Here is a 22,283-nt window from a genome sequence, read left to right on the forward strand (position 1 = left end):
GTGACCGGACCACGGCTGGTCCTGGCGTCCGCGCCGGGCGGCAGCGCCTTCATGGAAGAGCTCTTCGAGGTCGTCGCGGACGCCGTGCGGTCGGCGGGCGGCCGGGCCGAGACCCACGTGGGACCGCTGCCCGAGGACGACGACGACACGGTGTTCGTCGTCGTCCCGCACGAGTACCTGGTGGTGCTGCCGGAGAACCAGCGGCCGCGCCCGGACCAGCTGCGCCGGACGATCGCGTTCTGCGTCGAGCACCCGGGCACGCGCACCTTCGACACCAGTGCGAGCTTGCTGCCCCGGTTCGGCGGCGCGGTCGACATCAACGCCGACTCCACCGAAGAGCTGGTGCGCCGCGGCCACGACGTCCGCCGCTTCCAGCTCGGCTACACGCCGCTGTGGGACCGGTGGGGTGGTGATCCGGACAGCCCGCGCGCCATCGACGTCACCTACCTCGGCACGGCCGAACACCGGCGCTCGGCGTTGCTCGCCCGCGCGGCCCGCGACCTGGACGGGCTCGAGGTGCGGCTGCTGACCCCGCCGCACGAGCCGATGGTCAAGCCGCGGCCGGACTTCCTGATGGGCCGGGCCAAGCACGAGCACCTGGCGCGCAGCCGCGTGCTGCTCAACCTGCACCGCGAGGCGTCGAAGGCGCTGGAGTGGGTGCGGGTGCTGGAAGCGGCTTGCAACGGCTGCGTCGTCGTCACGGAACCCAGCCGCGATCTCGCGCCGTTCACCGCCGGGCAGCACCTGGTGGTGGCCAGGGAGACCGTCGTCGGCGCGGCGACCGCGGCGCTGCTGCGCGACGGCGAGCTGGAGCGCTCGATCCGCACCGAGACCTACCGGTTCGTCCGCGAAGAGCTGGACATGGGCCCGTCGGCCCGTGCGTTGCTGGAGCTGGCGGCGGATCTCGCCGAACGGCACCCGGCACCGGCGCGCTCGGACCGGCCGGTGCCGACGCGCGCCGTCGTCGCCGCGACCGAGGGCCCACTGGCCGTCGACACCCCGAGCTGGGACCCGCGGTTCCGCGGCGAGGAGTCCCTCGGCGCCGAACCCGGCCCGGACCGGCGGCTCGCGGCGCGGCTCACCGTGGAACGCGCCGAGACCGCGCGACGCACCGACGGCGTGGTCCAGACCCCCGCCGAACTGCCGCTCGCGCCGAGCGGCGGCCCGCGCGCCGACGACCTCGACGTGCTGATCGTGCGGCGGATCGGCGACCCCGGCGTCGCGGCGCTGGTCGACGACCTCGCTCGCGGGACCACGCTCCCCGGCCGCGTCCTCGTCTGCCAGGACGGGACCGCCGAGCCGTCCGGGCCGAAGCCGTACGACGTGCTCCAGCACCCGATCCCCCGCGGCGCGGGCCACGGGTACAACCGGCTCCTCGCGGAGTCTCGCGCCGACCTGGTCCTGGTGCTCGACGCGGGTATGCGATGCTCGCAGCACCTCGTGGCACGGCTGCTGGCCGCGGTCCGGGCGGGCGCGGACGTGGCGCACTGCCCGGTCGCGGACGTCCAGCTCGGCTTGGTGGGTGCCCTGCCCCCGGAGGCGCGGCGGCTGGCCAGGCTGCCGTACCTGGGCAGCGGCTACCTGGTGCGGCGGACCGTGCTCGAGGAGATCGGCGGCTGGCCGGAAGACCCGTGGTCGGAGGGACTGGAACACCACGGCTTCTGGCTCGAGGTCGCCGACCGGGGCGACCGCACGGAGCTGGTGCAGCAGGTCCTGCTGTCCCGTGTGGTGCCCGACCCGCCCGCCCGGCCGGTCGACCTGGATCCCCAGCGCGCCTGGGCCGTGACGAACGCGAAACGGTAGGACATGGACAGAACCGAGACCACGGACGTGCTCCCGGCGATCACGCCGGAGCACGCCCCCGCCCGGCGCCGCACGAGGAACCGGCCACGCCCGCCACCCAGGAAAGCGGGCCGCTGCCGTCGTTCATCCCGGCGCTGACCGGGGTCCGCGCGCTCGCGGCGCTCTGGGTGCTGGCCTTCCACTTCCGGCCGGAGCTGGTCTCGTCGTTCCCGTTCCTCGGCCGGCTCGCGCCGCTGTTCGACGCCGGGCACCTCGGCGTCGACCTGTTCTTCGTGCTCAGCGGCTTCATCATGACCTACACGCACCTGCACCGGATGACCGAGCCGTGGACGCCGCGCAAGGCGCTCGGCTTCCTCTGGCTGCGGCTGAGCCGGATCTGGCCGGTGATGTTCCTGGTGCTGCTCGGCTGGGCGCTCTACCGCGCGTACTCGCTGCAGGCGAACAACGACGCGAGCATCCAGCTCGCGGCCAGCCCGGCTCGGTTCCTGGAGCACGTGCTGCTGATCCAAGGCTGGTTCATCGAACCGGACCAGTGGAACCCGGTGGACTGGTCGCTGAGCGCGGAATGGCTGGCGTACCTGGTGTTCAGCGTCGCGATCGCGGTGCTGGCGAAGATGCTGCGGACCGTGCGCGTCCGCTCGCTCGTCCTGTGCGCGCTCGTTTCCGTGTTCCCGATCGTCGCGATCGGCGTGACCATGGAGGACGGCAGCGACCTGCTGCTGTTCAACAACGCGCTGGTGCCGGGGATGATCCCGCTGCGCGTGCTGACGGAGTTCTTCGGCGGCGCGTTCACGGCGTTGATCGTGATGCGGTACGGCCGCGCCGCGCGGCTGCCGTGGTTCCTGCGGCCGACCGTCGTGTTCGTCGTGATCGTCGCGGTGATCTTCCTGGTGCAGCGCTACGACCCGTTCCCCCGCTACAACATGGGCCTGGACTGGCGGATCAACGGCCACCTGATGTGGGGCTCGGCCGAGACCGTCGTCGTCGTCCCGTTGTTCCTGCTGCTGATCGGCTCACTGGCGATCAGCAACCGTGAGCCCATGGCGTGGCTGCTGCGCACGAAACTGCTGATCTGGGGCGGCAAGATCTCGTTCGCGCTGTACCTGATCCACTGGCTGTGCATCGACGTCATGCGGCACGTCATCCAGACCAAGCTGCACCTCACCGACATGCCGACGAGCTGGGAGTACCGGCTGATCGTGCTCGGCTTCCTCGCGCTGACGGTCGTGATCGCGCACATCCTGCACCGGTTCTTCGAGGAGCCGACGCGGCGCGCGATGCGGCGGATGCTGCCGGAGTCGATGCGGGCCTGAGCGGTCAGCCGGCGGACGGTTCGGCGAGCCGGACCGTCCACGCCCGCGTCAGCTCTTCGGTCCGGTCCGCGAGGTAGGCCGGGTCGCAGCGGCCCGCCTGCCGGATGACCTGGAACCGCGCCTCCGCCGTGGCGACGTCGAGGACCGCGGATTCGTCGAGGCCGAGGCGTCCACAAAGGTCCCGCACGATGTCGCCGACGGTGGGTCCGGGCACCCGGCCGCCGCGGGCGAGTTCGTCGGCAGTGATCAGGATCCCGCGGGCGAGGACGTCGTCGGCCGTGCAGCCGTCGACCGACCATTCGAGGTCGATGGGGACGAGCCCCGACGGCGTCACGAGCAGGTTCTGCGGCGTCAGGTCCCACAGCCGCGGGCCGAGGTCTTCGGCCCGCGCGACGACGAGGTCACGCCAGCGGCCGAGCAGCTCCGTGAGCCGTTCCGGGTGCCGCTGGGCGAGGTCCAGCACGGTCGGCGCGTCGACCACGTCGTCCACTGTGGACACGACGCGGACGCCGTGCGCCGCGCCGGGGTGCGCGGCCAGCGGGGTCCGGCGGACGCGCAGGCCGTGGTCACCCCGCTCGACGACCGACTGCGTGCAGAAGTCGGCGGCGCGGTCCGTGCTGAAGAACGACGCGAGCACGGTGTCCGGCCACAGCCTCGGCTCGCCGTCTTTCGCCGCCAGGACGAGGAAAGAGTTGCTGTGCTGCGCGGCCAGTCCGGCGTCGACCAGCTCGGCCCACACGCGCTCCTCGTCGGCGACGCGGTCCGCGTCGCCCGCCCAGTCCGGGCTGGGGAACGCGGGCAGCTGGGTCGCCAGGCGCGGGCTCGCCGCGATCAGCTCGTCGGAGAGCAGCGCGCGGGTCAGCTTGTAGTCCGGGAAAGCGCCGAGCACGGTCGTGCCGCCGAACCCGGCGCGGTCCACGAGACCGAGGAGCCGCTTGCGGGAGAACGTCCGGGCGACGCCGCCGTCGGGGTAGCCGGTGACGCCGTCCCACGCGCGCCCGGTGTGGTCTTCCGCAGCACCGCACAGGTATTTGACGCCGAGCTGGTTTTCGATCGCCAGCACCAGCTGGCCACCGGGCCGGAGCCGGGCGTGCGCGGCACGCAGGAAGCTGGTGTAGACCTCGTCGTCGTCGGAGCCTGAGCCGACGTACTCCAGCACCCCGATGACGACCACGACGTCGTAGGCCGGGACCTCCGGCACGTCCTCGATGCCGCCGACGAACACCTCGACGTCGCCGAGGTCGCGGGTCCGGGCCCGCGCGCCCCGCGCCCGGCTCGCCACGGGCTCGACCGCGTCGACATAGCGACAGCGTTCGGCCAGGTGGCTGGTGATCGCGCCGGTGCCGCAGCCGATCTCGAGCACCGCGGCGTCCGGCGGCAGGGCCAGAGTGCGCAGCACGTTCGCGCGGCCGTGGTCCAGGTGGTAGCGCTCCGGCCAGGTCCGCGCGGCCAGGGTCAGCTCGTCGCTGAGCGACCCGCGGTCCTGCGCGTTCTCCAGCAGCGCGGTGACCAGGTCCTCGGCGCCGTCGGCGTAGTCCGAGACGCCGGTGGACAGCACCGTGCAGCCGTACTCGTCCGGGTTCGCCCGGGACCGCAGCGGTGTCGGCACCTGGAGTCCGGTCACGAGTTCGGAACGTTCTCCAGCATCGCCTTCATGACGCCCTCGAACTCCTTGGTCACGGCCGTGTCGGTGGCCGGCGCCTGGTTGACGTCGACCCGCAGCACCGCCGCACCCGAGACGTACACCGCGCGGTAGGTGGTGTGGTCGGAGAGGACGGCCTTGTAGACGGTGACCGAGTTCGGCAGCCCGGCGTGGTCGGCGACCGGCTGGAGGCCCGTGTCGGCGGCCGGCTTCAGCGACTGCGCCAGCTTGGTCGCGTCCGCGACGCTCTTGGTGTTCACCAGCAGCACCGAGTAGTCGAACGGGGTGTTGCTGGACGCCTGGCAGGTGACGTACGCGGAACCCGCGGCCTTGATCGAGGCGGCCTCGGCGGCGTTCAGGAACTCCTTCGACACGGCGTCGTCGACGCTCATCGTGCCGTTCTTCTCGCTGGCCTTGCCCGGCATCGGCGGCACGCGGGTCGGCGCGACGCTCGGCGGCGGCGGGGTGGTGCTCGGCGCGGCCGACGTCGGGTTGTTCCCCGTCGTCTGCTGGGCGACCTGGCCCGAGTCACCGCGCAGGCCGAACCACCAGATGGCGAAGCCGGCGAGCAGCACGACCAGCACCGCCGCGACGATGCTGATCACCTTCTTCTTGCCGGAGCCGCTCTTGGTCTCGAAGTAGGACTCCGGACCCTGGCGCATCCAGCTCAGGTCGTTGGGGTCGTGCGGCGCGCCGGCGTCCTCGGCCCCCCACGGCGGGACGGCGGCGCCGGGCGGCACCTGGTTCCAGCCCGGCTGCGCGGGCGGCGCCTGCTGCGAGTAGCCCTGGTAGTTCGGCTGGTACTCGCCGGTGTTGCGGACGACCTGGGTGCGCTCGGGGTTGTCGTCGGCGCCCGGCTGCTGCGGCGGCGGCGCGAACCCGCCCGGGGGCGAGAACGGCTGCTGCTGCTGAGCGGGCGGGACGTACGCGGTCGCGTTGGGGTCACCGGGGCGGGCCTGCTGCTGCGCCTGCCACGAAACGGCCTGCGTGCGCTCGGCGTCGCCGCCCTGGTTCGGCTGCGTCTGCGGGATCCCGCCCGGCGGGCTCACCGGGGCGATCACCTGGGTCGCGTCGGCGTTCGGCGACGGCGCCTGCGGCGGCTGCTGGTCCTGCACCCCCACCGCGGACGAAAGCACCTGGTCACGTCGGGTGCGGTACTCGTCCGCCGACAGCTGCCCGGCCGCGAGCTCCTCGTCCAGCCGACGCAGCTCCTCCTGCCACGACACCAGGAGCCCCCTTATTCCAGTCTGGTCGATCGGCCAGCGGCCGGCCGACACGGCCTCGCCTGTTCAAATGACATGCACATTGTGCACTTCTGGGTGCTCCGGCCGACCCTCGGGTCGGCTTGTCACCCGAGCTCCTCAGCCCGGCGGCAGGACGGCCGTCACGCTGTCCCGGATCGCCTCGAGCCGGACCCGCAACGCGGCCGAATCGCTGGTACCCGCCTGGGACACGCCGATGCCGACGACCACCGCCCCGGAGGAGTACCAGAGGATGCCGACCCAGCCGTCGGTGCCGCGCTGGGTGTACATCAGATCGTTCTCGGTGGGCCCGAGCCGGGTCGCGGCCAGCTGCGCCCCGGAGAGGTTCTGCCGCAGCGCGGCCGCCAGGTGCTTGGCGTCGAAGACCGACAACGTCGGGATCACCATCATCAGGTTGCCGTCGCGGGGCTTCGCCGGGTCGGCCGACGCGCGGAAGATGATCTCCTTGGCGTTGCCCGCGCGGATCTGCGCCGCGTCGGCCTCGGTGATCACCTTGGCTTCGAGCGCCTTGTCGATCGACATCGTCGAGTTGGCGGTGTTCGGCTTGCCGGGCAACGCCGGCAGGCGCTGCTCGAGCGAGAGCGACGGGTCGGTGACGCCGTTCGACGGCAGCGACGTCGTCGGGACCGGCGGCAACGCGGCGTCGGACGGCTCGTCGGTCCGCGTGCCCAGCCAGTACGTGCCGCCGACGATCAGGATGAGCACCAGCACGACGCCGAGCGTCACGAACAGCCAGGTCGGGCGGCCCTGCCCGGGTTCTGCCCCGCCGCGGTGCTTGCCCCCGAGGTCCGGTTCCGGCGGCGGCGCGGATTCCGGGGCCACCGGCGGGAAGCGGCTCGGCGTGGTCGAGTGCAGGTTGGTGCCTTCGACCCGCAGGTAGCGCGTCGGGACGATGTCGGCCGGGCTCGGCGCGGTCGTCATGTGGTCGGGGATGGCGGGGATCCCGCTCGGCGCGGGCACCGAACCGGCCGGCCGGGTGCGCATCCACGGCCGCTCCTCCGGCGTCGGCTGCTTCGGCATCGGCCGCGGGGTCGGCGTCGGATCGACGGGCGGGGTGAAGGCGGGGTTGGCGCTCTGCCACGAGCGGTTGCCCGGACGGCGCAGCGGCGAAGGGACCGGCGAGGGCACGGTGGCCCCGGACGCGGCGGCAAGGAGCTCGTCGCGCTGCTTCCGGTGCGCGGCCGGCTCGATCCGCCCGGCTGCCAGGTCCGCGTCGAGTCGGCGCAGATCTTCCTGCCAGCTCATTCTTGGACCCCCATCCACCGTTCGGGGCATCAGTCTGGCACGGAGGGCCGACCTGTGAGATGACGATTTGTGCTTGGTCCGCAACGTAGCGGAAGATCCGGCCTTTGTGGAGAGTCCCGGCGGTTACCCCGAAGGTGTGACATCCGCCGTGTCGATGAACGCCATCCCACTCCCGGACGCCTTCTGAGCAGAGCATCGGCCGGGAGAGGAGGCGCCGTGATCTGGATCTGCCTGGTCAGCGTCCTCGCCGTGGTGTTCCTGGTGCGCGCGGTCCGCGTGGTGCGCCGGGTCAGGCGGGGCGACGCGGCGTGACCAACCCGGATTCGTAGGCCAGCACCACCAGCTGCGCCCGGTCGCGGGCGCCGATCTTCGTCATGATCCGGCTGACGTGGGTGCGTGCCGTCGCGGTCGAGATCACCAGGTGCGCGGCGATCTCGTCGTTCGACATCCCACCCGCGACCAGCGCCAGCACCTCGCGCTCGCGGTCGGTGATCTCGCGGACGGCGGCGGTGTCGATGCGCCGGTTCTCCGGGCGGCCGACGAACTCCTGGATCAGCCTGCGGGTGACGGTCGGCGCCAGCAGCGCCTCCCCGCTCGCGACGACCCGCAGCGCGCGCAGCAGCTCAACCGGCTCGGTGTCCTTGAGCAGGAACCCGCTGGCGCCGGAACGCAGGGCTTCGTAGACGTACTCGTCGACGTCGAAAGTGGTCAAGACCAGTACCTTCGTGCCCGCGAGGTCGGGGTTCGCGGTGATCCGGCGGGTCGCTTCGAGGCCGTCGACGCCGGGCATCCGGACGTCCATCACGACGATGTCCGGCTGGTGCTCGACGGCCAGCGCGACGGCCTCCTCGCCGTTGCCCGCCTCGCCGCACACCTCGAAGCCGTCCTCGGTCTCCAGCAGCACGCGGAACCCGGCGCGGACCAGGACCTGGTCGTCGGCCAGCAGGACGCGGATCATGCTTCCCCCTCGATCGGTAGCTCGACGCACACTTCGAAACCGCCGTCGACCGGCCCGGCGGTGCACCGCCCGCCGAGCGCGGTGGCGCGCTCGCCCATCCCCCGCAGCCCGTGGCCGGGGGTCGGCTGGCTGGTGCCGCGGCCGTCGTCGCGCACCCGCATCGTGAAGGTGCCGTTCCGCCGTTCGAACCGGACGTCGACGTGGTCCGGCTGGTCGGCGTGCCGGACGACGTTGGTCAGCGACTCCTGCAGGATCCGGTAGGCGGCGGCGTCGACGGGCGCGGGCAGGTCACCGGGCTCGCCGTGGACGTCGACCGTGAGCCCGGCGTCGCGCGCGTGTGCCAGCAGCTCGGCGGCCTGGGCCAGGCTCGGCGCGGGCGCCTTGTCCTCGCCCGAGCGCAGCACGGCGAGGGTGGCGCGCAGGTCCTTGAGCGCGGACGCGCTGGCCGCCTTGATGTTCAGCAGCGCCTCTTTTGCCTGCTCCGGCCGCCGGTCGGCGACGTGCGCGGCGACGCCGGCCTGGACGTTGATCATCGCGAGGCTGTGCGCGACGACGTCGTGGACCTCGCGGGCGATGCGCAGCCGTTCCTGCTCGGCGAGCCGGTGGCGGTGCTCGTCGGCCTGCTCGCGGCGGGCGGCGAGCGCGTCGAGCTGGTACCGGACGGCGGTGCCGACCCCGATCACCGCGACCAGCCACACGACGAGGAACCCGGCGCCGAACTCCAGCGCGAACGACCCCGACGTCACGACGTGGCCGAGGTAGAGAACGGCGAGCGCGGCGGACCCGGTGATCCCGGCGGTGAGCGGGCCGCGTTGCCGGGTGAGCAGGAACAACGCGACGGTCGGGACGACGATGACCGGCCCGCCGGGCAGCCCGGAGGCGTAGTAGCCGAACGCGGACGCCGTCGTGGCGAGGAAGACGGTGAGCGGGAAGCGGTGCACGACCAGCAGGGTCAGCACGGTCGCGGCCAGCCACGCGACACCGGGCGGGGTGAGCGGCGCCGAGCCGGGCTGCCAGCGCGACGAAGCGCTCGTCGCCCCGAGCACGAACCCGAGGACGACGACGGTGCGCACCACGCGTCCCACCCACGGCGACCACTTCATGCCGCGAAAACTACCGGTCGCGAGGCCGCACCGCGTCCGTCTCGAAGCGACTTCCCGCGTACGTCGGGTGCGGTAGTCAGTCGAACATGAGCGGCAGCTTCGCCGCCGTCTCCTCGTCGGCCGGGGTGTAGGTCGACACGGTGATCTCCGAGCGGCGGCCGTAGTAGAGGTAGGTGAAGTTGAACCGCAGCAGCCCGACGTCCGGGTGCAGGTACCGCTTGGTGCGGATCGGTTCGGAGTTGACGTCGTGCTGCGGCCAGAGTTCGGCGAACAGCGGCGACTCGGCCTTCAGGCGTTTGACGAGGTTCTTCCACGCGGGCTCGGCGACGTGCTCGGCCATCGCCGCGCGGAAGGACGCGATGACCCGCGGGATGTTCGTGTCCCAGTCGAGCATCCGCTCGCGCCAGTCCGGGTTGAGCAGGCACTGGACGAGGGTGTTGCGGTCCTCGAACGGGATGGCGTCGACGTCGCCCATCAGCCAGGTGTAGCCGCGGTTGTAGGCGAGCAGGTCGCAGCGGGCGTTGCGCACGGCGACCGGGTACGGCTCCAGCTTTTTGAGCATCAGCTCCATGGCGGGGGTGATGACCTGGCAGTCCCGCTCGCGGTCGGGTTCGGGCGCGCCGGCGAGGCGGAAGAGGTGGGTGTGCTCGTGCGGGTCGAGCCGCAGGGTGCGGGCGATCGCCTGCAGGACCTGCTCGGACGCGTTGATGTCGCGGCCCTGCTCGAGCCACGTGTACCAGGTGACCCCGACCCCGGCGAGCTGCGCGACCTCTTCGCGGCGCAGGCCGGGTGTCCGCCGCCGGCCGACGAGGGGCAGGCCGACCTGCTCGGGCGTGATGCGTTCCCGGCGGCTGCGCAGGAACCTCGCCAGCTCCTGACGGCGGAGTTCGGAAGCGACGGCGGTGGTCATGGTGCCAGGATGCCACGCGTTCGAACCTGGTACCAGGTAGTGGCGATACCTGGATAAACGGCAACTGGTACCAGGTTCCGCGGACGCTGATCGTGGTAGTCATGACCACGACTCAAGACGCGCCGACCACCCTCGGCGCCCCGGCCCGGCCGGGACTGACCCCCGCCGGCCTGGTCACGGTGCTGCTGGGGGCGGCGCTGCCGATCATCGACTTCTTCATCGTCAACGTCGCCCTCCCGACGATCGACGCCGACCTCCACGCCTCGACGGCCACGCTGGAACTGGTGGTGGCGGCGTACGGCATCGCGTACGCGGTGCTCCTGGTGGTGGGCGGCCGCCTCGGCGACTCGTTCGGCAGGCGGCGGCTGTTCTTCGCCGGGCTGTGGCTGTTCACGCTGACGTCCTTGGCCTGCGGAATCGCCCCGACGGCGGCAACGCTGGTGGTGGCCCGCGCCGCGCAGGGGGCGGCGTCGGCGTTGCTGCTGCCGCAGGTGCTTTCGATCATCCAGGCGACGACGTCGGGCGAAGCTCGCTCACGCGCACTCGGTCTCTACGGTGCTACGGGCGGCCTCTCGACGGTGGTCGGCCAGCTGCTCGGCGGCGCGCTGGTGGCCGCTGATCTGTGGGGCACGGGCTGGCGGCCCATCTTCCTGGTGAACGTCCCGATCGGGCTGGTGGTGCTGGTGCTGGCCCGCCGCCTGCCGGAGAGCCGGGCGCACAACCCACTCGGCGTCGACCGGCTCGGGACGACGCTGCTGGCCGTGACCCTGCTGTCGTTCCTGGTGCCGCTGATGGAAGGCCGTGCCTTGGGCTGGCCCGCGTGGACGATCGCGTTGCTGATCGTGTCGCCGTTCGCGGCCGCGGCCTTCGTGCACGTCGAGCGCCGTCTGGAGCGACTGGGCGGAACACCGCTGCTACCGCCGTCCGTGATGCGGCTGCCCAGCGTGCGGCGCGGGCTGATGGTGGCTGTCCCGTTCTTCGCCGCGTTCGGGTCGTTCATGTTCGTCTTCGCGATGACGTTGCAGGAAGGGCTGCACTTCGGGCCGCTCGGCGCCGGTGGGGCGTTGACGCCGATGGCCGTCGCGTACTTCACCGTGTCGATGCTGAGCAGCCGGTTGGTGGCGCGGTACGGGCAGAAGGTCGTGCCGGTCGGCGGGCTGATCGTGGTGGCCGGGATGGTGGCGCTGCTGTGCACGACGCTGTCGGCCTGGCCGCACCTGACGATCCTCGATCTGGCGCCGTCGATGGTGGCGATCGGGGTGGGGAACGCACTGGCGATGACCACGTTGTTCCGGATCGTGCTGTCGCACGTGCCGACGGACCTGGCCGGGGTCGGGTCCGGCGTGATGACGACGAACCAGCAGACGTCGCTGGCTTTCGGCGTGGCGACGCTGGGGAGCTTGTACGCGGCGCTTTCCGGGTCGTTGGGGAGCCGGGACGCGTTCGCGGTGGTGATCGGGGCGGTGGCGTTGCTGGCCGCAGTGGTGGCGATTACCGCGCGGCGGTTGCCGGACCCCAGGGCGTGAGGGGGGTACGGCGATCGCACGGGCGGGTTTCCGGCGCCGGGATTCCCGCTTCGGACGGTCCGCTCTTGGGGTCGGAACGCGAACCTGCGGGCCATGGACGCGTACGGCTATCCCCACGAGCTCGAGTACCGGCGTGAGGTCGACGACGGCAGGGTGCACGAGTACACCGAGCTCGTCGACGACATGGGGTTCGTCCTCGAGCACCGCAGTGACCGGTACGAGGGGTGGACCGTCCGGTACGGCACCGCCTGCGCGTACGACTACCTCTTCCGCAAGCGGGCCCGTCCCGGGACCTTCGTCGTCAGCGTCTACCGGCTCTTTCCCGGGCGGCGGGACCACGTCGTCACCGTCCGGGTGAACTGGCCGCCGAAAAAATCCCGGGTTCACCCGTCGGAGAAACCGCGCGCCGGACGACGATGAGGGTGTGACGGAACCTCGGGTACAGCCGGACCCGGCCTTCGCGTTGCTCGGGCTCTACGAGACCGCGCTGCCGGAGGTCTACGGGTACCTGCTGTCCCGGTGTGGTGACCGCACGGTCGCCGAGGAGCTCACGTCCGAGACGTTCCTCGGGGCGGTCGCCGCCTGTCGCAAGGAGTACGCACCTCCAGTGAGCACCGGGTGGCTGATCGGCGTCGCCCGGCACAAGCTCGCCGACCACTGGCGGCGCAAAGAACGTGAGGAACGCGGGCTGCGGCTGGTGCACGACAGTGAACCGGACGTCGAGGACCCGTGGGACGAGCAGCTCGACGCCCTGCGCGCGAGACAGGTGCTCGAATCCCTCGGCGCGCACCACCGCGCGGCCCTGACCCTGCGGTACGTAGACGGCCTCGGCGTGCCCGAAGTCGCCGGCCACCTGGGGCGCAGCGTGCACGCCACGGAGGCGTTGCTCGTGCGGGCCCGTGCCGCGTTCCGGCGTGCCTACGAGGAGAAGGAGGGTCGCGATGCCTGAGCCTTTCGACGCGCTTCGCCGCCCCTCCGAGCGGGTCCGGCCGGACCCGGACTTCGTCGCCGAACTGCGCGACAACCTGCGTCGCTTGATCTTGAACGGAGCCGACATGACCACCACTTCAGAAGCACCGGCCGGCCAGGCCGAACTGCGCTCGCTGACGCCCTATCTGGCCGTATCCGACGCCCGCGCCGCGCTCGACTTCTACGTCGAGGTGTTCGGCGCGACCCGCCGCGGCGACCCGATCGTCATGGACGACGGCCGCATCGGGCACGCGGAGCTGGCCATCGGCGACGCCGTGCTGATGCTCGCCGAGGAGCACCCGGAAATCGGGCACGTCGCCCCGCACGAGGGCGGCGCGTCGGTGCGGGTCGAGGTCCCGGACGTCGACGCGAGCGTGGCCCGCGCGCTCGACCGCGGCGCGACGCTGATCCGTGAGGTGACCGACTCGCCGTACGGGCGGGGCGGCTCGTTCCGCGACCCGTTCGGCCAGCGCTGGCTGGTCTCCCAGGCTCCGGCGCGTTCGGCGGGCCCGAAGCCCGCCCGGCACGGCGAGGCCATGTACTTCACGTTCCAGGTCCCGGAGGACGAGGCGGCGAAGCGGTTCTACGGCGCGGTGCTGGGCTGGCAGTTCTCGCCGGGTTCGGTGCCGGACGCGTGGAGCTTCTCCGGCCCGGGTCTCGAAGGCGGCCTGTGGGGCGGCGACCGTCAGGTGGGCTGGAAGCTGATGTACGCGGTGGACAACCTCGACGCGGCGTTGACGCGGGTCCGCGAGCAGGGCGGCCAGGCGGGCGAGGTCGAGCACCACCCGTACGGGACGACGGCGGACTGCACGGACAACCAGGGCATCGAGTTCTGGCTCTGGGAGCGCCCCGGGGCGTGAGGAATCCCATCCGCCGGGCCGCGTCTTCGGGCGCACACTCGAAGGCATGGCCGGGCAATGGGTGCCGCGTGACCACGACGAGCTGACCGCGGGCTGGCGGTTGTGGCTCGAAGCTCGGCTCGTCGGCGTGGCCCCGGCCGGGGTGGGACGGCAGCCCGGACGAAGCGGTGCGCGGCCTGCGCGAGCTGGTCGGCGCGTGCGATCTCATCCTCGCCGAGTACCTGGCCGCGGGCGGGTCGGCCGATGCCGAGGTCGCCGGGCTGCTGCGGTCGATGTACCTCGCCGCGAGCTGGACCTGGAAGTTGTGGCAGGACGACAACCGCCCGCTCGATGAAGAGCGTGCGGAGCTGCTGCACCGGGACCTGGCCTGCTTCGCCGACCACGCCTTGGGCGTGCGGACACTGCTCGCCGAGGGCGGCGGCTGGTCCTCGCTGGCGGAGTCGTGAGTGTTCAGGGCGGTTCTAACCGCCCTAAACACTCACGACGCTTACCGGCCCGCTGCGTAGCCCTGCATGCCGCGCGCGTTGGCCGCCGCCCGCAGCAGCCCTTCCGTGCGGGAGACCGCTGACAAGCGGCCCAATGCCCAATCGCCCGCGTCCACGACCTCGTGGCCGCGGGCGCGCAGGGCGTCCAAAGTGGACGTGCCCAGGCGCGACTCCACCACCAGCTCGCGCGGGTTCCACGAGCGCGGGTAGAACGAACTCGGGAACGCCGTCGTGTGCCAAGCCGGTGAGTCGATCGACTCCTGGAGGTTCAGCCCGCCGTAGACGTGCGCGAGCCAGAAGCACAGCTGCCACTGGTCCTGCTGATCCCCACCCGGAGTTCCGAAGGCCAGCGTCGGGACCCCGTCGCGCAGTGCCAGTGACGGCGACAGCGTGATCCGCGGCCGCTTGCGCGGCGCCAACGAGTTCGGCAGTCCCTGTTCCAACCAGAACATCTGGCCGCGCGAGTCCAGGCAGAACCCGAGCGACGGGATCGTCGGGCTCGACTGCAGCCAGCCGCCCGATGGGGTCAGCGACACCAGGTTGCCCGCCGCGTCGACGACGTCCAGGTGCACCGTGTCGCCTCGGGTCTGGCCCTGGGGGCCGACCGTCGGCTCGCCCGTCGCGCCGCCCTCGGCTCGCACTCCCTTCAGGGAGTCCAGGATCGCCGGGAGCCGCGCGGGGCCGCGCGCGTCCCCCGGGCGCAGTTCGGGCGACGCCGTGTCCGTGATCAGCGCCCGCCGCGAATCCGTGTACTCCGCGGAAAGCAGCACGTCCAGCGGGACGTCCGTGTCGCCGTACCACGCCTCGCGGTCCGCGAACGCCAGCTTCGCCGCCTCGGCCGCCAGGTGCACCGTGCGCTCCGTCGGCACTCCATCCACATAGGACAGTTCGTCGCGGAAGCCGTGCAGCAGCAGCGCCTGCTGGAGCAGGGCCGGGCCCTGGGTCCAGCCGCCCATCTTGACCAGGCGCCAGTCGCCGACGTCCACGGACGCCGGTTCCTCGTACGACGCCTCCCACGACGCCAGGTCGTCGCCCGTCAGCAAGCCCGCGTGATCGCGGCCGGAGTCGTCGCGGAACGCCGTGCGGCTGAACTTCTCGATCTCCTCCGCGACGAAACCCTGTGACCAGGCACGACGTCCGGCGTCGATCTGCGCTTCGCGACCCGAAACGGCTTCCGCCTCGCGCAGCAGCCGCTCCCACGTGTCCGCCAGCGCCGGGTTCCGGTGCAGGCCCGACGCCGGTTTGCCGTCCGGCATCCACAACGCCGCCGACGTCGGCCAGTGCTCCGTGAACAATTCGGAGACCGCGCGGATCGTGTCGCCGACTCGCGACACCAGCGGGACGCCGTTGCGGGCGTACCCGATCGCGTACGACAGCACCGAGCGCAGGGACTTCGTGCCGTAGTCGCGCAGGAGCAACAGCCAGCCTTCCCAGGCACCCGGGACCGTCGCCGGGAGCAGGCCGCTGCCCGGGATCAGGTCCAGGCCCAGCGACGCGAAGTGCTCGGGCGTGGCCCCCGCGGGCGACGGGCCTTGCGCGGCCAGCGCCCGCGGGGTCGGGTCGTCCGCCGTCACGAAGAGGCCGGGTACCTGGCCCGCCGGCCCGCACAGGTGCGGCTCGGCGACCTGCAGGACGAACCCGGCCGCGACCGCCGCGTCGAACGCGTTGCCGCCGTCCTCCAGCACCGCCATCCCGGTGGCCGAAGCCAGCCAGTGCGTCGATGCCACCATCCCGAAGGTGCCGGCCAGCTCCGGCCGCGTCGTGAACATGTCCCCGATAGTACGCATTGCTAAGGAACTTCTACCAGGACGACGGACGCTTCCGCTCCGGCTCGTACGGCTGCGTGATGATCTCCATCCCGTTCCCGCCGGGATCGAGGAAGTAGACACCACGGCCGCCGTGGTTGTGGTTGATTTCGCCGACCTGCTTGCCCATCGGGTCGGCGTGGTAGGTCACACCCGTTTCGACGAGCCGCGCGAACACGGCGTCGAAATCGTCCTCCGGGACCAGGAAGCAGTAGTGCTGCAGGCGCAGGTCCTCTTCGGGGACGGTCGCGAAGTCCAGGCGGACGCCGTTGCGCGTCTCGACCGGGATGAACGGACCCCACTCCTGCCCGACTTCGAGGCCGAGCAGGTTCGCCAGGAATTCGGCGGATTCCCGGTTGTTCCGGGACGGAATGATCAAATGGTTCAACTCAACGGAAACTGACACGGTTGAAATGCCTCCACGGGCACTCCCGCCACCTCCATGCCTCACCCAGCCGGTGACCGACACGCGATGCCGTGCCGATCACCCTAACCAAGATCAAGCCGTCAGGAAACCTTGATTCGCGCGCTCACCCGTGGCCGTCCGACGCCCTGCCAGGACAGCCCGGCGTCGACGATCGCCCGCGGGTCCAGCAGGTTGCGCGTGTCGACGACGTCGATGCCCTCCATCAGCTCGGCCATCGCGGCCCAGTCGAGGTCTTTGAACTCGGCCCATTCGGTGAGCACGACGACGGCGTCCGCGTCCTTCGCGACCTGGTAGGCGTCGTCGACCACGGTCATCCCGTCGATCTCGCCGTCGACCGCCGGGTCGTAGGCGACCAGCTCGGCGCCCAGCGCGCACAGCACCGACGACACGGCCAGCGCGGGCGAGTCGCGCAGGTCGTTCGTGCCCGCCTTGAAGGCCAGGCCGAGCACGCCGATCCGCGCGCCGGCCAGCGTGCCGCCGACCGCGCCGGCGATCTTCGCGACGATCCGGTCGCGCTGGGCGATGTTCTCGTCGATCGCCGAGGTCAGCATGCGGAAGTCGTAGTTCACCGACTCGGCGACCTTGACCAGCGCGCTCGTGTCCTTCGGCAGGCACGAGCCGCCCCAGCCAGGGCCGGGCTTGAGGAACGTCCGGCCGATCCGGCGGTCGTGGCCCATGCCCTCGGTGACGAGGTCGATGTCGGCGCCGAGCCGCTCGCACAGCTCGGCGATCGAGTTGACGTAGGACAGCTTCAGCGCGAGGTAGCAGTTCGCGGCGTACTTCACGAGCTCGGCGCTGGCCGCGTCGGCGACGACGACCGGCGCGTCCAGTTCGGCGTACAGCTCGCCCACCCAGCGCGCGGCGGCGCGGTCGTCGGAGCCGACGACGATCCGGTCCGGCCCCAGGAAGTCCGCGACCGCGGTGCCTTCGCGGAGGAACTCGGGGTTCGACACGACCGGCACGTCGGCGCGGCCGAGCATCTCCTGGATCCGCTTCGACGTGCCGACGGGCACGGTCGACTTGGTGATCAGCGCGCACCCGGCGGGCAGGACGTCGCCGATCTCGGCGGTCACCGCCTCGACCGCGCGCAGGTCCGCGGAGCCGCCCGCGCCCATCGGCGTCGGCACGCAGAGGAAGACGCCTTCCGCGGCGCGGACCGCCTCCCGGGCGCCGACGACGAACCGCAGCCGACCGGCCGCGAGCCCGCGCGTCACCAGGTCGGCCAGCCCCGGTTCGAGGATGTCGACGCGGCCCGCCGCCAGCCGCGACACCTTCGCGCGATCGACGTCCACGCAAGTGACGTAATGACCCAGACTGGCCAGGCAGGCCCCTGTGGTCAACCCGACGTAACCCGTTCCTACCACCACGATCCGAGCTGGCGTCATGGTGCTGAAGGTGACAGCCGGAGTTGACGACCGCGCTAACGGAACCGGACACGGGTGAGTACTCCACACGACACCGCGGCGGTGCGTTAACGGCAGTTTGCGCGCGGTGAGAGAGCACACAAATCGGCCGTGCGAACGAGCGTTAACCTGGGTCCGGAATCGGAGCAGCGAAGGGAACCGCAAGATGCAGATCACCGACACCGCGGCGCTCGTCACCGGGGGCGCGTCCGGCCTCGGCGGCGCGACGGCGAAGGCCCTCGCGGCCAAGGGCGCGCGGGTGTTCGCGCTCGACCTGGCGCCGTCCATCGAGAAGGCCGAGCAGCTCGACGGCATCACCTACGTCGAGGCCGACGTGACCGACGTCGAGCAGGTCGAGGCCGCCGTCGCCACCGCTTCCGGGTCCGGCGTGCCGCTGCGGACCGTGGTGAACTGCGCCGGCATCGGACCGTCCGCGCGGATCCTGTCCAAGAAGGGCCGCCACGACCTCGCGCTGTACGCGAAGGTCGTCCAGATCAACCTGGTCGGCACGTTCAACGTGCTGACGATCGCCGCCGAGGCCATCGCGAAGACCGAACCGCTCGAGGACGACGCCCGCGGCGTCATCATCAACACCGCGTCGATCGCCGCGTTCGACGGCCAGATCGGGCAGGTCGCCTACTCGTCGTCCAAGGGCGGCGTCGTCGGCATGACGCTGCCCGCCGCGCGCGATCTGGCCTCGCACGGCATCCGCGTGCTGACCATCGCGCCGGGCATCGTCGACACCCCGATGCTCGCGACGGTCAGCGACGACTTCCGCGCGTCGCTCGCCGCCGGCGTCCCGTTCCCGAAGCGCCTCGCGCGGCCGGACGAGTACGCGCAGCTCGCGCTGTCGCTCATCGACCACGACTACCTGAACGGCGAGGTCGTCCGCATGGACGGCTCCCTGCGCATGGCCCCGCGCTGACGCCCGAGGGCGGCACTTTCACGTGAAAGTGCCGCCCTGCCCGGGTCAGCGGGTGAGGCGGACTTCCAGGCCGACGCCGTCGGTGGTGACCGAGCAGCCGCCGAACGCGCTCTCGACGGCCAGCTCCTCGAACTGCGCGGGCGTGAACGCGCGGCGGCGCAGCCACGCCAGGGTCTGCCGCACGGTGAAGCCGCTGATCGCGCCGAGGTTCATCCCGGCGACCTCGCGCTCGATGTCCGCGGCCGTGGCCTCGTGGTTGAGGTCCTGGATCACCGCGAACCCGCCCGGCCGCAGCACCCGGTGCATCTCGTTCAGCGCGGCCACCGGCTGCCGGAAGTTCTTGAACGCGGCCTGGCAGATCAGGAAGTCGAACGACTCGGCCGCGAACGGCGCGTGCGTGATGTCGCCCTGCCGGAAGTCGATCTCGAGCCCGGCCCCGTTCTCCCGGGCGATCTCCACCATCGTGTGGCTGATGTCGAGCCCGGTGACGCGGTAGCCGCGCTTCGCCAGCTCGACGGCGAAGAAGCCGGGGCCGGGCGCCACCTCCAGGATCTCCGCGCCGTCGGGCAGCCCGGCCGTCACCTCGGCCGCCTGCCGCCGGTACTGCGCGAGCTGGGCCTCGGTGCCGCGGTTCTTGGCGTACCAGCGGGCCTGGAAGCCCTCCATCTCGGGCACCTTGTGCTTGCGGGTCGTCTCCATCGGTTCCTACCTCTCCACGAACTCCCCCAGGTCGTCCGGGAATTCGCCGGTTTCGTGGTAGCGCCGCCACGCCTCGATGCCGGGCAGGGCGCCGCTGGTCAGCTCTTCCAGGAAGGCCCGCGCCCAGCGCGCTTCGGCCTCCGTCATCGCGAGGTCGTACTCGACCTCCACCAGGAACAGCCGCGGCAGCACGGGCCGCAGCTGGTCCAGGCTCGCCCGCAGCGCCTCGACGCGTTCGCTGAGCGCCGCGAGCCGGCTCCGCAGCTGGACGATCGCCTGGTCCGGGCCCAGCACGCCGATCATCGACAGCCCGGACTTGAACCGCGGCGGCTCCCGGTCGAGCGTGCCGACGAGCTCGCGGACCCAGTCCTCGAACTCCGCACGCCCGGCTTCGGTGATCCGGTAGACGGTCCGCTCGGGCCGCCCGCCGTCCTTGACGCTCTCCACCGCCTCCAGGAAGCCGTGCTTTTCGAGGTTCGCGACGACGGTGTACAGCGAACCCCACTTGATCGGCAGGTCCGCGTCCTTGCCGCGCTGCTTGAGCACGGACGCCATTTCGTACGGGTGCGCGGGGCGTTCCTGCACGACGGACAGCACGGCCAGCCCGAGGAGGTTGCCGACCTTGCGCCGCTTCATCTCGACTCCTCGTCTACGAGTACTCGCAGACGAGTATGCGCGAAGACGCGTCAGCTGGCAAGTGTCTTAGGAAATGAACTACTCAGAGATCGAACATGTACGGGACTTCAGCCTGCGCCCGCGCGCTGATCCACTCGCGCAGCGCCCGCGTCGCCAGGACGTCGTCCTCGTTGTAGCGAAGCAGCCGCTCGCGCTGGGCGTCGTCCGGGACTTCGCCGTCTATGCCCACGGCGTCGCGGTACCAGCGCATCGACGCCTCGCCGCCCGCCTCGGGGTCGCGCCAGGAGAACCCGGCGACCGGCGCGATCACCTTCAGCCCCTTGCCGTGGGAGCACAGGAACTGGTCGGTGACGCTGCGGAAGAGGTCGACCCACTCGGCCGAGTCCACAAAGGACTGGATGTCCTTCTTGGCCGGAATGCCCGGGTGGTCGCCGAAGCGCTCGACCGAACCGAAGAGCCAGCGGTTCTCGGCGAGCGCGTTGTAGCAGTAGGCGCGGAACGTCAGCCCGGCCGCTTCGGTGCGCTTGCGGACGTCGGTGAGCCACGCCCAGAACTCGGCGAACGAGCGGGCTTCGTCGTCGGTGGGCAGCGGGTCCCACGTCGCGAAGGCGCGGTAGCCGGGCTCGAGCCCGATGTCGGCGCCGGTGAGCAGGCAGCCCCAGAGGTACGCGCCGGCGTCGCCGAAACTCTCCATGTCGACGTCGACCTCGACGTCGGCGCGGGGCACCTCGACCGCCTCGACGCGGCGCACCAGCGTCAGGTCGGCCAGCCAGGCGCGCGCGAGAACGACCGCGTCCGGGAACGTGACGCCGGTCCAGTTCACCGCGGGCGGCTCGCCCGTCGGGTCGAGCGCGGCCAGCTTGTCCACAGTGGACACGCCGGCGCGGCGCAGCTCCATCGCGTCCTCGCCGCGCACCACGAGGCTGACGTCGCGGGTTTCGGTGAGCACCGCTTCGCACGTCGGCCACCACGGGCAGCGGCGGCACTCCAGCACGCGCGACGGCTCGGCCAGCGGCTCCTCGCCGTTCGCGGCCGCGGTGGCGATGGCCAGCCGGTCGGCGAAGCGGGCCTGGTACTCGGTCAGGGCGCTGCGCCCGCCCGGCCAGGTGCCGGCCGCGAGGTCGTGCCAGACGACGACGTCGGCGTCGAGGCCGATCACGCCGCCGACGGTGAGGCTTTCGTCGGCCTGCCCGAGCGTCTGCAGCATGCGGCGGATGTGCACGAGCCGCAGCTGGTCGCGCGGCTGCGAACGGACCTTGCGGCCGTCGTCGGCCTTGCGGTGCGCCGGGTCGAGGTCGGTCATCTCGGTGACGATGGCGCCGGTGCCGCGGTCGGTGATGCGATGGCGCACCACGAGCACCGGGACGTAGCCACGGCCGGTGCGCACCAGCAGGTCGATGCCGCCGCGGCGGTGCCCGGCCTGGTCGACCGGGAAGAGCGCACCCCAGATGTACTGCGCTTCGGCGGCGAAGGCCTGCTCGGTCAGCTCGACGCGTTCGTGGGCGGGCAGGTCGCGATCGATCTTCGCCCAGTGGCCGGGGTTCGCCGCCATGAGCCGCGTGACGATGTCCTCGCGGTGCGCGGTGGCGTCGGCGATCCGCTGCTGCGCGGTGGGGTCCGGCGGGGAAAGCGGTACCTCGCGCATCGCCGGATCGTGCTCCAGGTGCACACGACGACGACAGCGGCTGACCGCGCCCGCGTCGAGTACCACCTCACCCTGCATGGAGATCACTCTAGATTCCCACCGCCGAGCCGACATGCCCGCCACCCGGGCGACCAGTAAGTTCGACGTCGACACGTCGCAGGAGGTGCCATGGCGCGCAAGGCCAAGGTCGAGGGTGAAGCCAGGTTCACCCCTAAGAGGGCGAAGAACGCGGTCGCGGTGGCCAAGGTGCTCGGCCCGGCCGTGATCCCGGTGGTGGCACCGTTCGCGGTCCGCGCGGCGGGCGCGGCGCGGGAGGCGTACGACCGCTACCAGGCGCGCAAGCTCGGGGTCTCGGTCGACAAGCTGGGCGAGTACACCGGCCGCGGCGCGGCGCTGCACGCGCGGATCGCCGGGCTGGCCGACGGATGCCGCGACCTGCAGAAGTCGGAGAAGGCGTCGAAGGCGGACCAGGACTTCGTCAAGGACGCGCTGGGGACGCTGGAGCAGCTGTCGGCGACTGTTCGGGCCGCGGAGCGGATGCCCGCGGCGCGGCGGAAGTCAGCGCACCGGGCGGTGGCCGGGGAAGCTCGAGCGGCTCGAAGGCCAGCTGCTGCACCGCCTGGGGATCTGACCAGCTTTCACGTGAAAGCTCCGACCTGGGGCCGAG

Annotated in this window: 20 protein-coding genes and 1 pseudogene; 9 read left to right on the forward strand and 12 right to left on the reverse strand. The window is 71.7% G+C overall.

Annotated features, from left to right (window positions below; all coding sequences use genetic code 11):
• Positions 1 to 1,803 carry a glycosyltransferase family protein gene (locus tag QP939_RS13025; RefSeq protein ID WP_285457005.1) on the forward strand — a complete coding sequence of 601 codons (1,803 nt, stop codon included), beginning with the start codon at positions 1 to 3 and terminating at the stop codon, positions 1,801 to 1,803.
• A complete protein-coding gene (locus QP939_RS13030) occupies positions 1,776 to 3,116 on the forward strand; it encodes an acyltransferase family protein (RefSeq protein WP_285459733.1) in 1,341 nt (446 codons plus the stop codon). Before QP939_RS13025 ends, QP939_RS13030 begins: the two co-directional genes overlap by 28 nt.
• A gap of 4 nt (positions 3,117 to 3,120) precedes the next feature.
• Here QP939_RS13030 and QP939_RS13035 read toward each other — a convergent pair whose 3' ends face one another.
• The 6 genes from QP939_RS13035 to QP939_RS13060 form a co-directional block, all read right to left on the reverse strand.
• Positions 3,121 to 4,740: an SAM-dependent methyltransferase gene (locus tag QP939_RS13035; RefSeq protein ID WP_285457006.1), complete on the reverse strand. Its 1,620-nt coding sequence runs from the start codon at positions 4,738 to 4,740 to the stop codon at positions 3,121 to 3,123.
• Positions 4,737 to 5,984 carry a DUF1707 domain-containing protein gene (locus QP939_RS13040; RefSeq protein WP_285457008.1) on the reverse strand — a complete coding sequence of 416 codons (1,248 nt, stop codon included), beginning with the start codon at positions 5,982 to 5,984 and terminating at the stop codon, positions 4,737 to 4,739. The genes QP939_RS13035 and QP939_RS13040 overlap by 4 nt, the downstream gene beginning before the upstream one ends.
• A gap of 135 nt (positions 5,985 to 6,119) precedes the next feature.
• Positions 6,120 to 7,265 carry a hypothetical protein gene (locus QP939_RS13045; RefSeq protein ID WP_285457009.1) on the reverse strand — a complete coding sequence of 382 codons (1,146 nt, stop codon included), beginning with the start codon at positions 7,263 to 7,265 and terminating at the stop codon, positions 6,120 to 6,122.
• 289 nt (positions 7,266 to 7,554) lie between these two features.
• Entirely contained in the window at positions 7,555 to 8,223 is a 669-nt protein-coding gene (locus tag QP939_RS13050; protein ID WP_285457010.1) for a response regulator, read from the reverse strand.
• Positions 8,220 to 9,326, reverse strand: coding sequence for a sensor histidine kinase (locus QP939_RS13055; RefSeq protein WP_285457011.1), 1,107 nt, complete (start codon positions 9,324 to 9,326; stop codon positions 8,220 to 8,222). The genes QP939_RS13050 and QP939_RS13055 overlap by 4 nt, the downstream gene beginning before the upstream one ends.
• 76 nt (positions 9,327 to 9,402) lie before the next feature.
• Positions 9,403 to 10,236, reverse strand: coding sequence for a helix-turn-helix transcriptional regulator (locus QP939_RS13060; protein WP_285457012.1), 834 nt, complete (start codon positions 10,234 to 10,236; stop codon positions 9,403 to 9,405).
• Positions 10,237 to 10,337: 101 nt separating this feature from the next.
• Between QP939_RS13060 and QP939_RS13065 the strand changes: the two genes are divergently transcribed.
• The 5 genes from QP939_RS13065 (at position 10,338) to QP939_RS13085 (ending at position 14,037) form a co-directional block, all read left to right on the forward strand.
• A complete protein-coding gene (locus QP939_RS13065; RefSeq protein ID WP_285457013.1) occupies positions 10,338 to 11,762 on the forward strand; it encodes an MFS transporter in 1,425 nt (474 codons plus the stop codon).
• Positions 11,763 to 11,855: 93 nt separating this feature from the next.
• Positions 11,856 to 12,182 (forward strand): hypothetical protein, encoded by a 327-nt coding sequence (locus QP939_RS13070; protein ID WP_285457014.1) that lies wholly within the window; start codon positions 11,856 to 11,858, stop codon positions 12,180 to 12,182.
• A gap of 4 nt (positions 12,183 to 12,186) precedes the next feature.
• Entirely contained in the window at positions 12,187 to 12,711 is a 525-nt protein-coding gene (locus tag QP939_RS13075) for an RNA polymerase sigma factor (protein ID WP_285457015.1), read from the forward strand.
• Positions 12,704 to 13,591, forward strand: coding sequence for a VOC family protein (locus QP939_RS13080; RefSeq protein ID WP_285457016.1), 888 nt, complete (start codon positions 12,704 to 12,706; stop codon positions 13,589 to 13,591). The genes QP939_RS13075 and QP939_RS13080 overlap by 8 nt, the downstream gene beginning before the upstream one ends.
• A 167-nt stretch (positions 13,592 to 13,758) precedes the next feature.
• Positions 13,759 to 14,037, forward strand: coding sequence for a hypothetical protein (locus tag QP939_RS13085; RefSeq protein ID WP_285457017.1), 279 nt, complete (start codon positions 13,759 to 13,761; stop codon positions 14,035 to 14,037).
• 41 nt (positions 14,038 to 14,078) lie between these two features.
• Here the strand turns inward: QP939_RS13085 and QP939_RS13090 are convergent, their stop codons facing one another.
• From QP939_RS13090 to QP939_RS13100, 3 genes are all read right to left on the reverse strand, one after another.
• Positions 14,079 to 15,845, reverse strand: coding sequence for a gamma-glutamyltransferase family protein (locus tag QP939_RS13090; protein ID WP_285457018.1), 1,767 nt, complete (start codon positions 15,843 to 15,845; stop codon positions 14,079 to 14,081).
• A 31-nt stretch (positions 15,846 to 15,876) separates the two neighbouring features.
• Complete coding sequence (locus QP939_RS13095; protein WP_285457019.1) at positions 15,877 to 16,260, reverse strand: VOC family protein; 384 nt, start codon at positions 16,258 to 16,260, stop codon at positions 15,877 to 15,879.
• Between the two features lie 128 nt (positions 16,261 to 16,388).
• Positions 16,389 to 17,693 (reverse strand): UDP-glucose dehydrogenase family protein, encoded by a 1,305-nt coding sequence (locus QP939_RS13100; protein ID WP_285457020.1) that lies wholly within the window; start codon positions 17,691 to 17,693, stop codon positions 16,389 to 16,391.
• 184 nt (positions 17,694 to 17,877) lie between these two features.
• Here QP939_RS13100 and QP939_RS13105 point away from each other — a divergent pair, with 184 nt between their 5' ends.
• Entirely contained in the window at positions 17,878 to 18,636 is a 759-nt protein-coding gene (locus QP939_RS13105) for an SDR family NAD(P)-dependent oxidoreductase (protein WP_285457021.1), read from the forward strand.
• Between the two features lie 45 nt (positions 18,637 to 18,681).
• On the opposite strand, the gene QP939_RS13110 is transcribed toward QP939_RS13105, so the two are convergent.
• From QP939_RS13110 to QP939_RS13120, 3 genes are all read right to left on the reverse strand, one after another.
• Positions 18,682 to 19,335 carry a class I SAM-dependent methyltransferase gene (locus QP939_RS13110; protein WP_285457022.1) on the reverse strand — a complete coding sequence of 218 codons (654 nt, stop codon included), beginning with the start codon at positions 19,333 to 19,335 and terminating at the stop codon, positions 18,682 to 18,684.
• A gap of 6 nt (positions 19,336 to 19,341) precedes the next feature.
• Positions 19,342 to 19,971 carry a PadR family transcriptional regulator gene (locus tag QP939_RS13115; protein ID WP_285457023.1) on the reverse strand — a complete coding sequence of 210 codons (630 nt, stop codon included), beginning with the start codon at positions 19,969 to 19,971 and terminating at the stop codon, positions 19,342 to 19,344.
• 82 nt (positions 19,972 to 20,053) lie between these two features.
• Positions 20,054 to 21,694 (reverse strand): TM0106 family RecB-like putative nuclease, encoded by a 1,641-nt coding sequence (locus QP939_RS13120; protein ID WP_285457024.1) that lies wholly within the window; start codon positions 21,692 to 21,694, stop codon positions 20,054 to 20,056.
• A gap of 90 nt (positions 21,695 to 21,784) precedes the next feature.
• Here QP939_RS13120 and QP939_RS13125 point away from each other — a divergent pair.
• Positions 21,785 to 22,247: pseudogene (locus QP939_RS13125) on the forward strand (DUF6474 family protein).
• Positions 22,248 to 22,283: the final 36 nt, after the last annotated feature.

This window comes from Amycolatopsis nalaikhensis (assembly GCF_030264295.1).
In the GTDB taxonomy this organism is placed as follows: Bacteria; Actinomycetota; Actinomycetes; order Mycobacteriales; family Pseudonocardiaceae; genus Amycolatopsis; species Amycolatopsis nalaikhensis.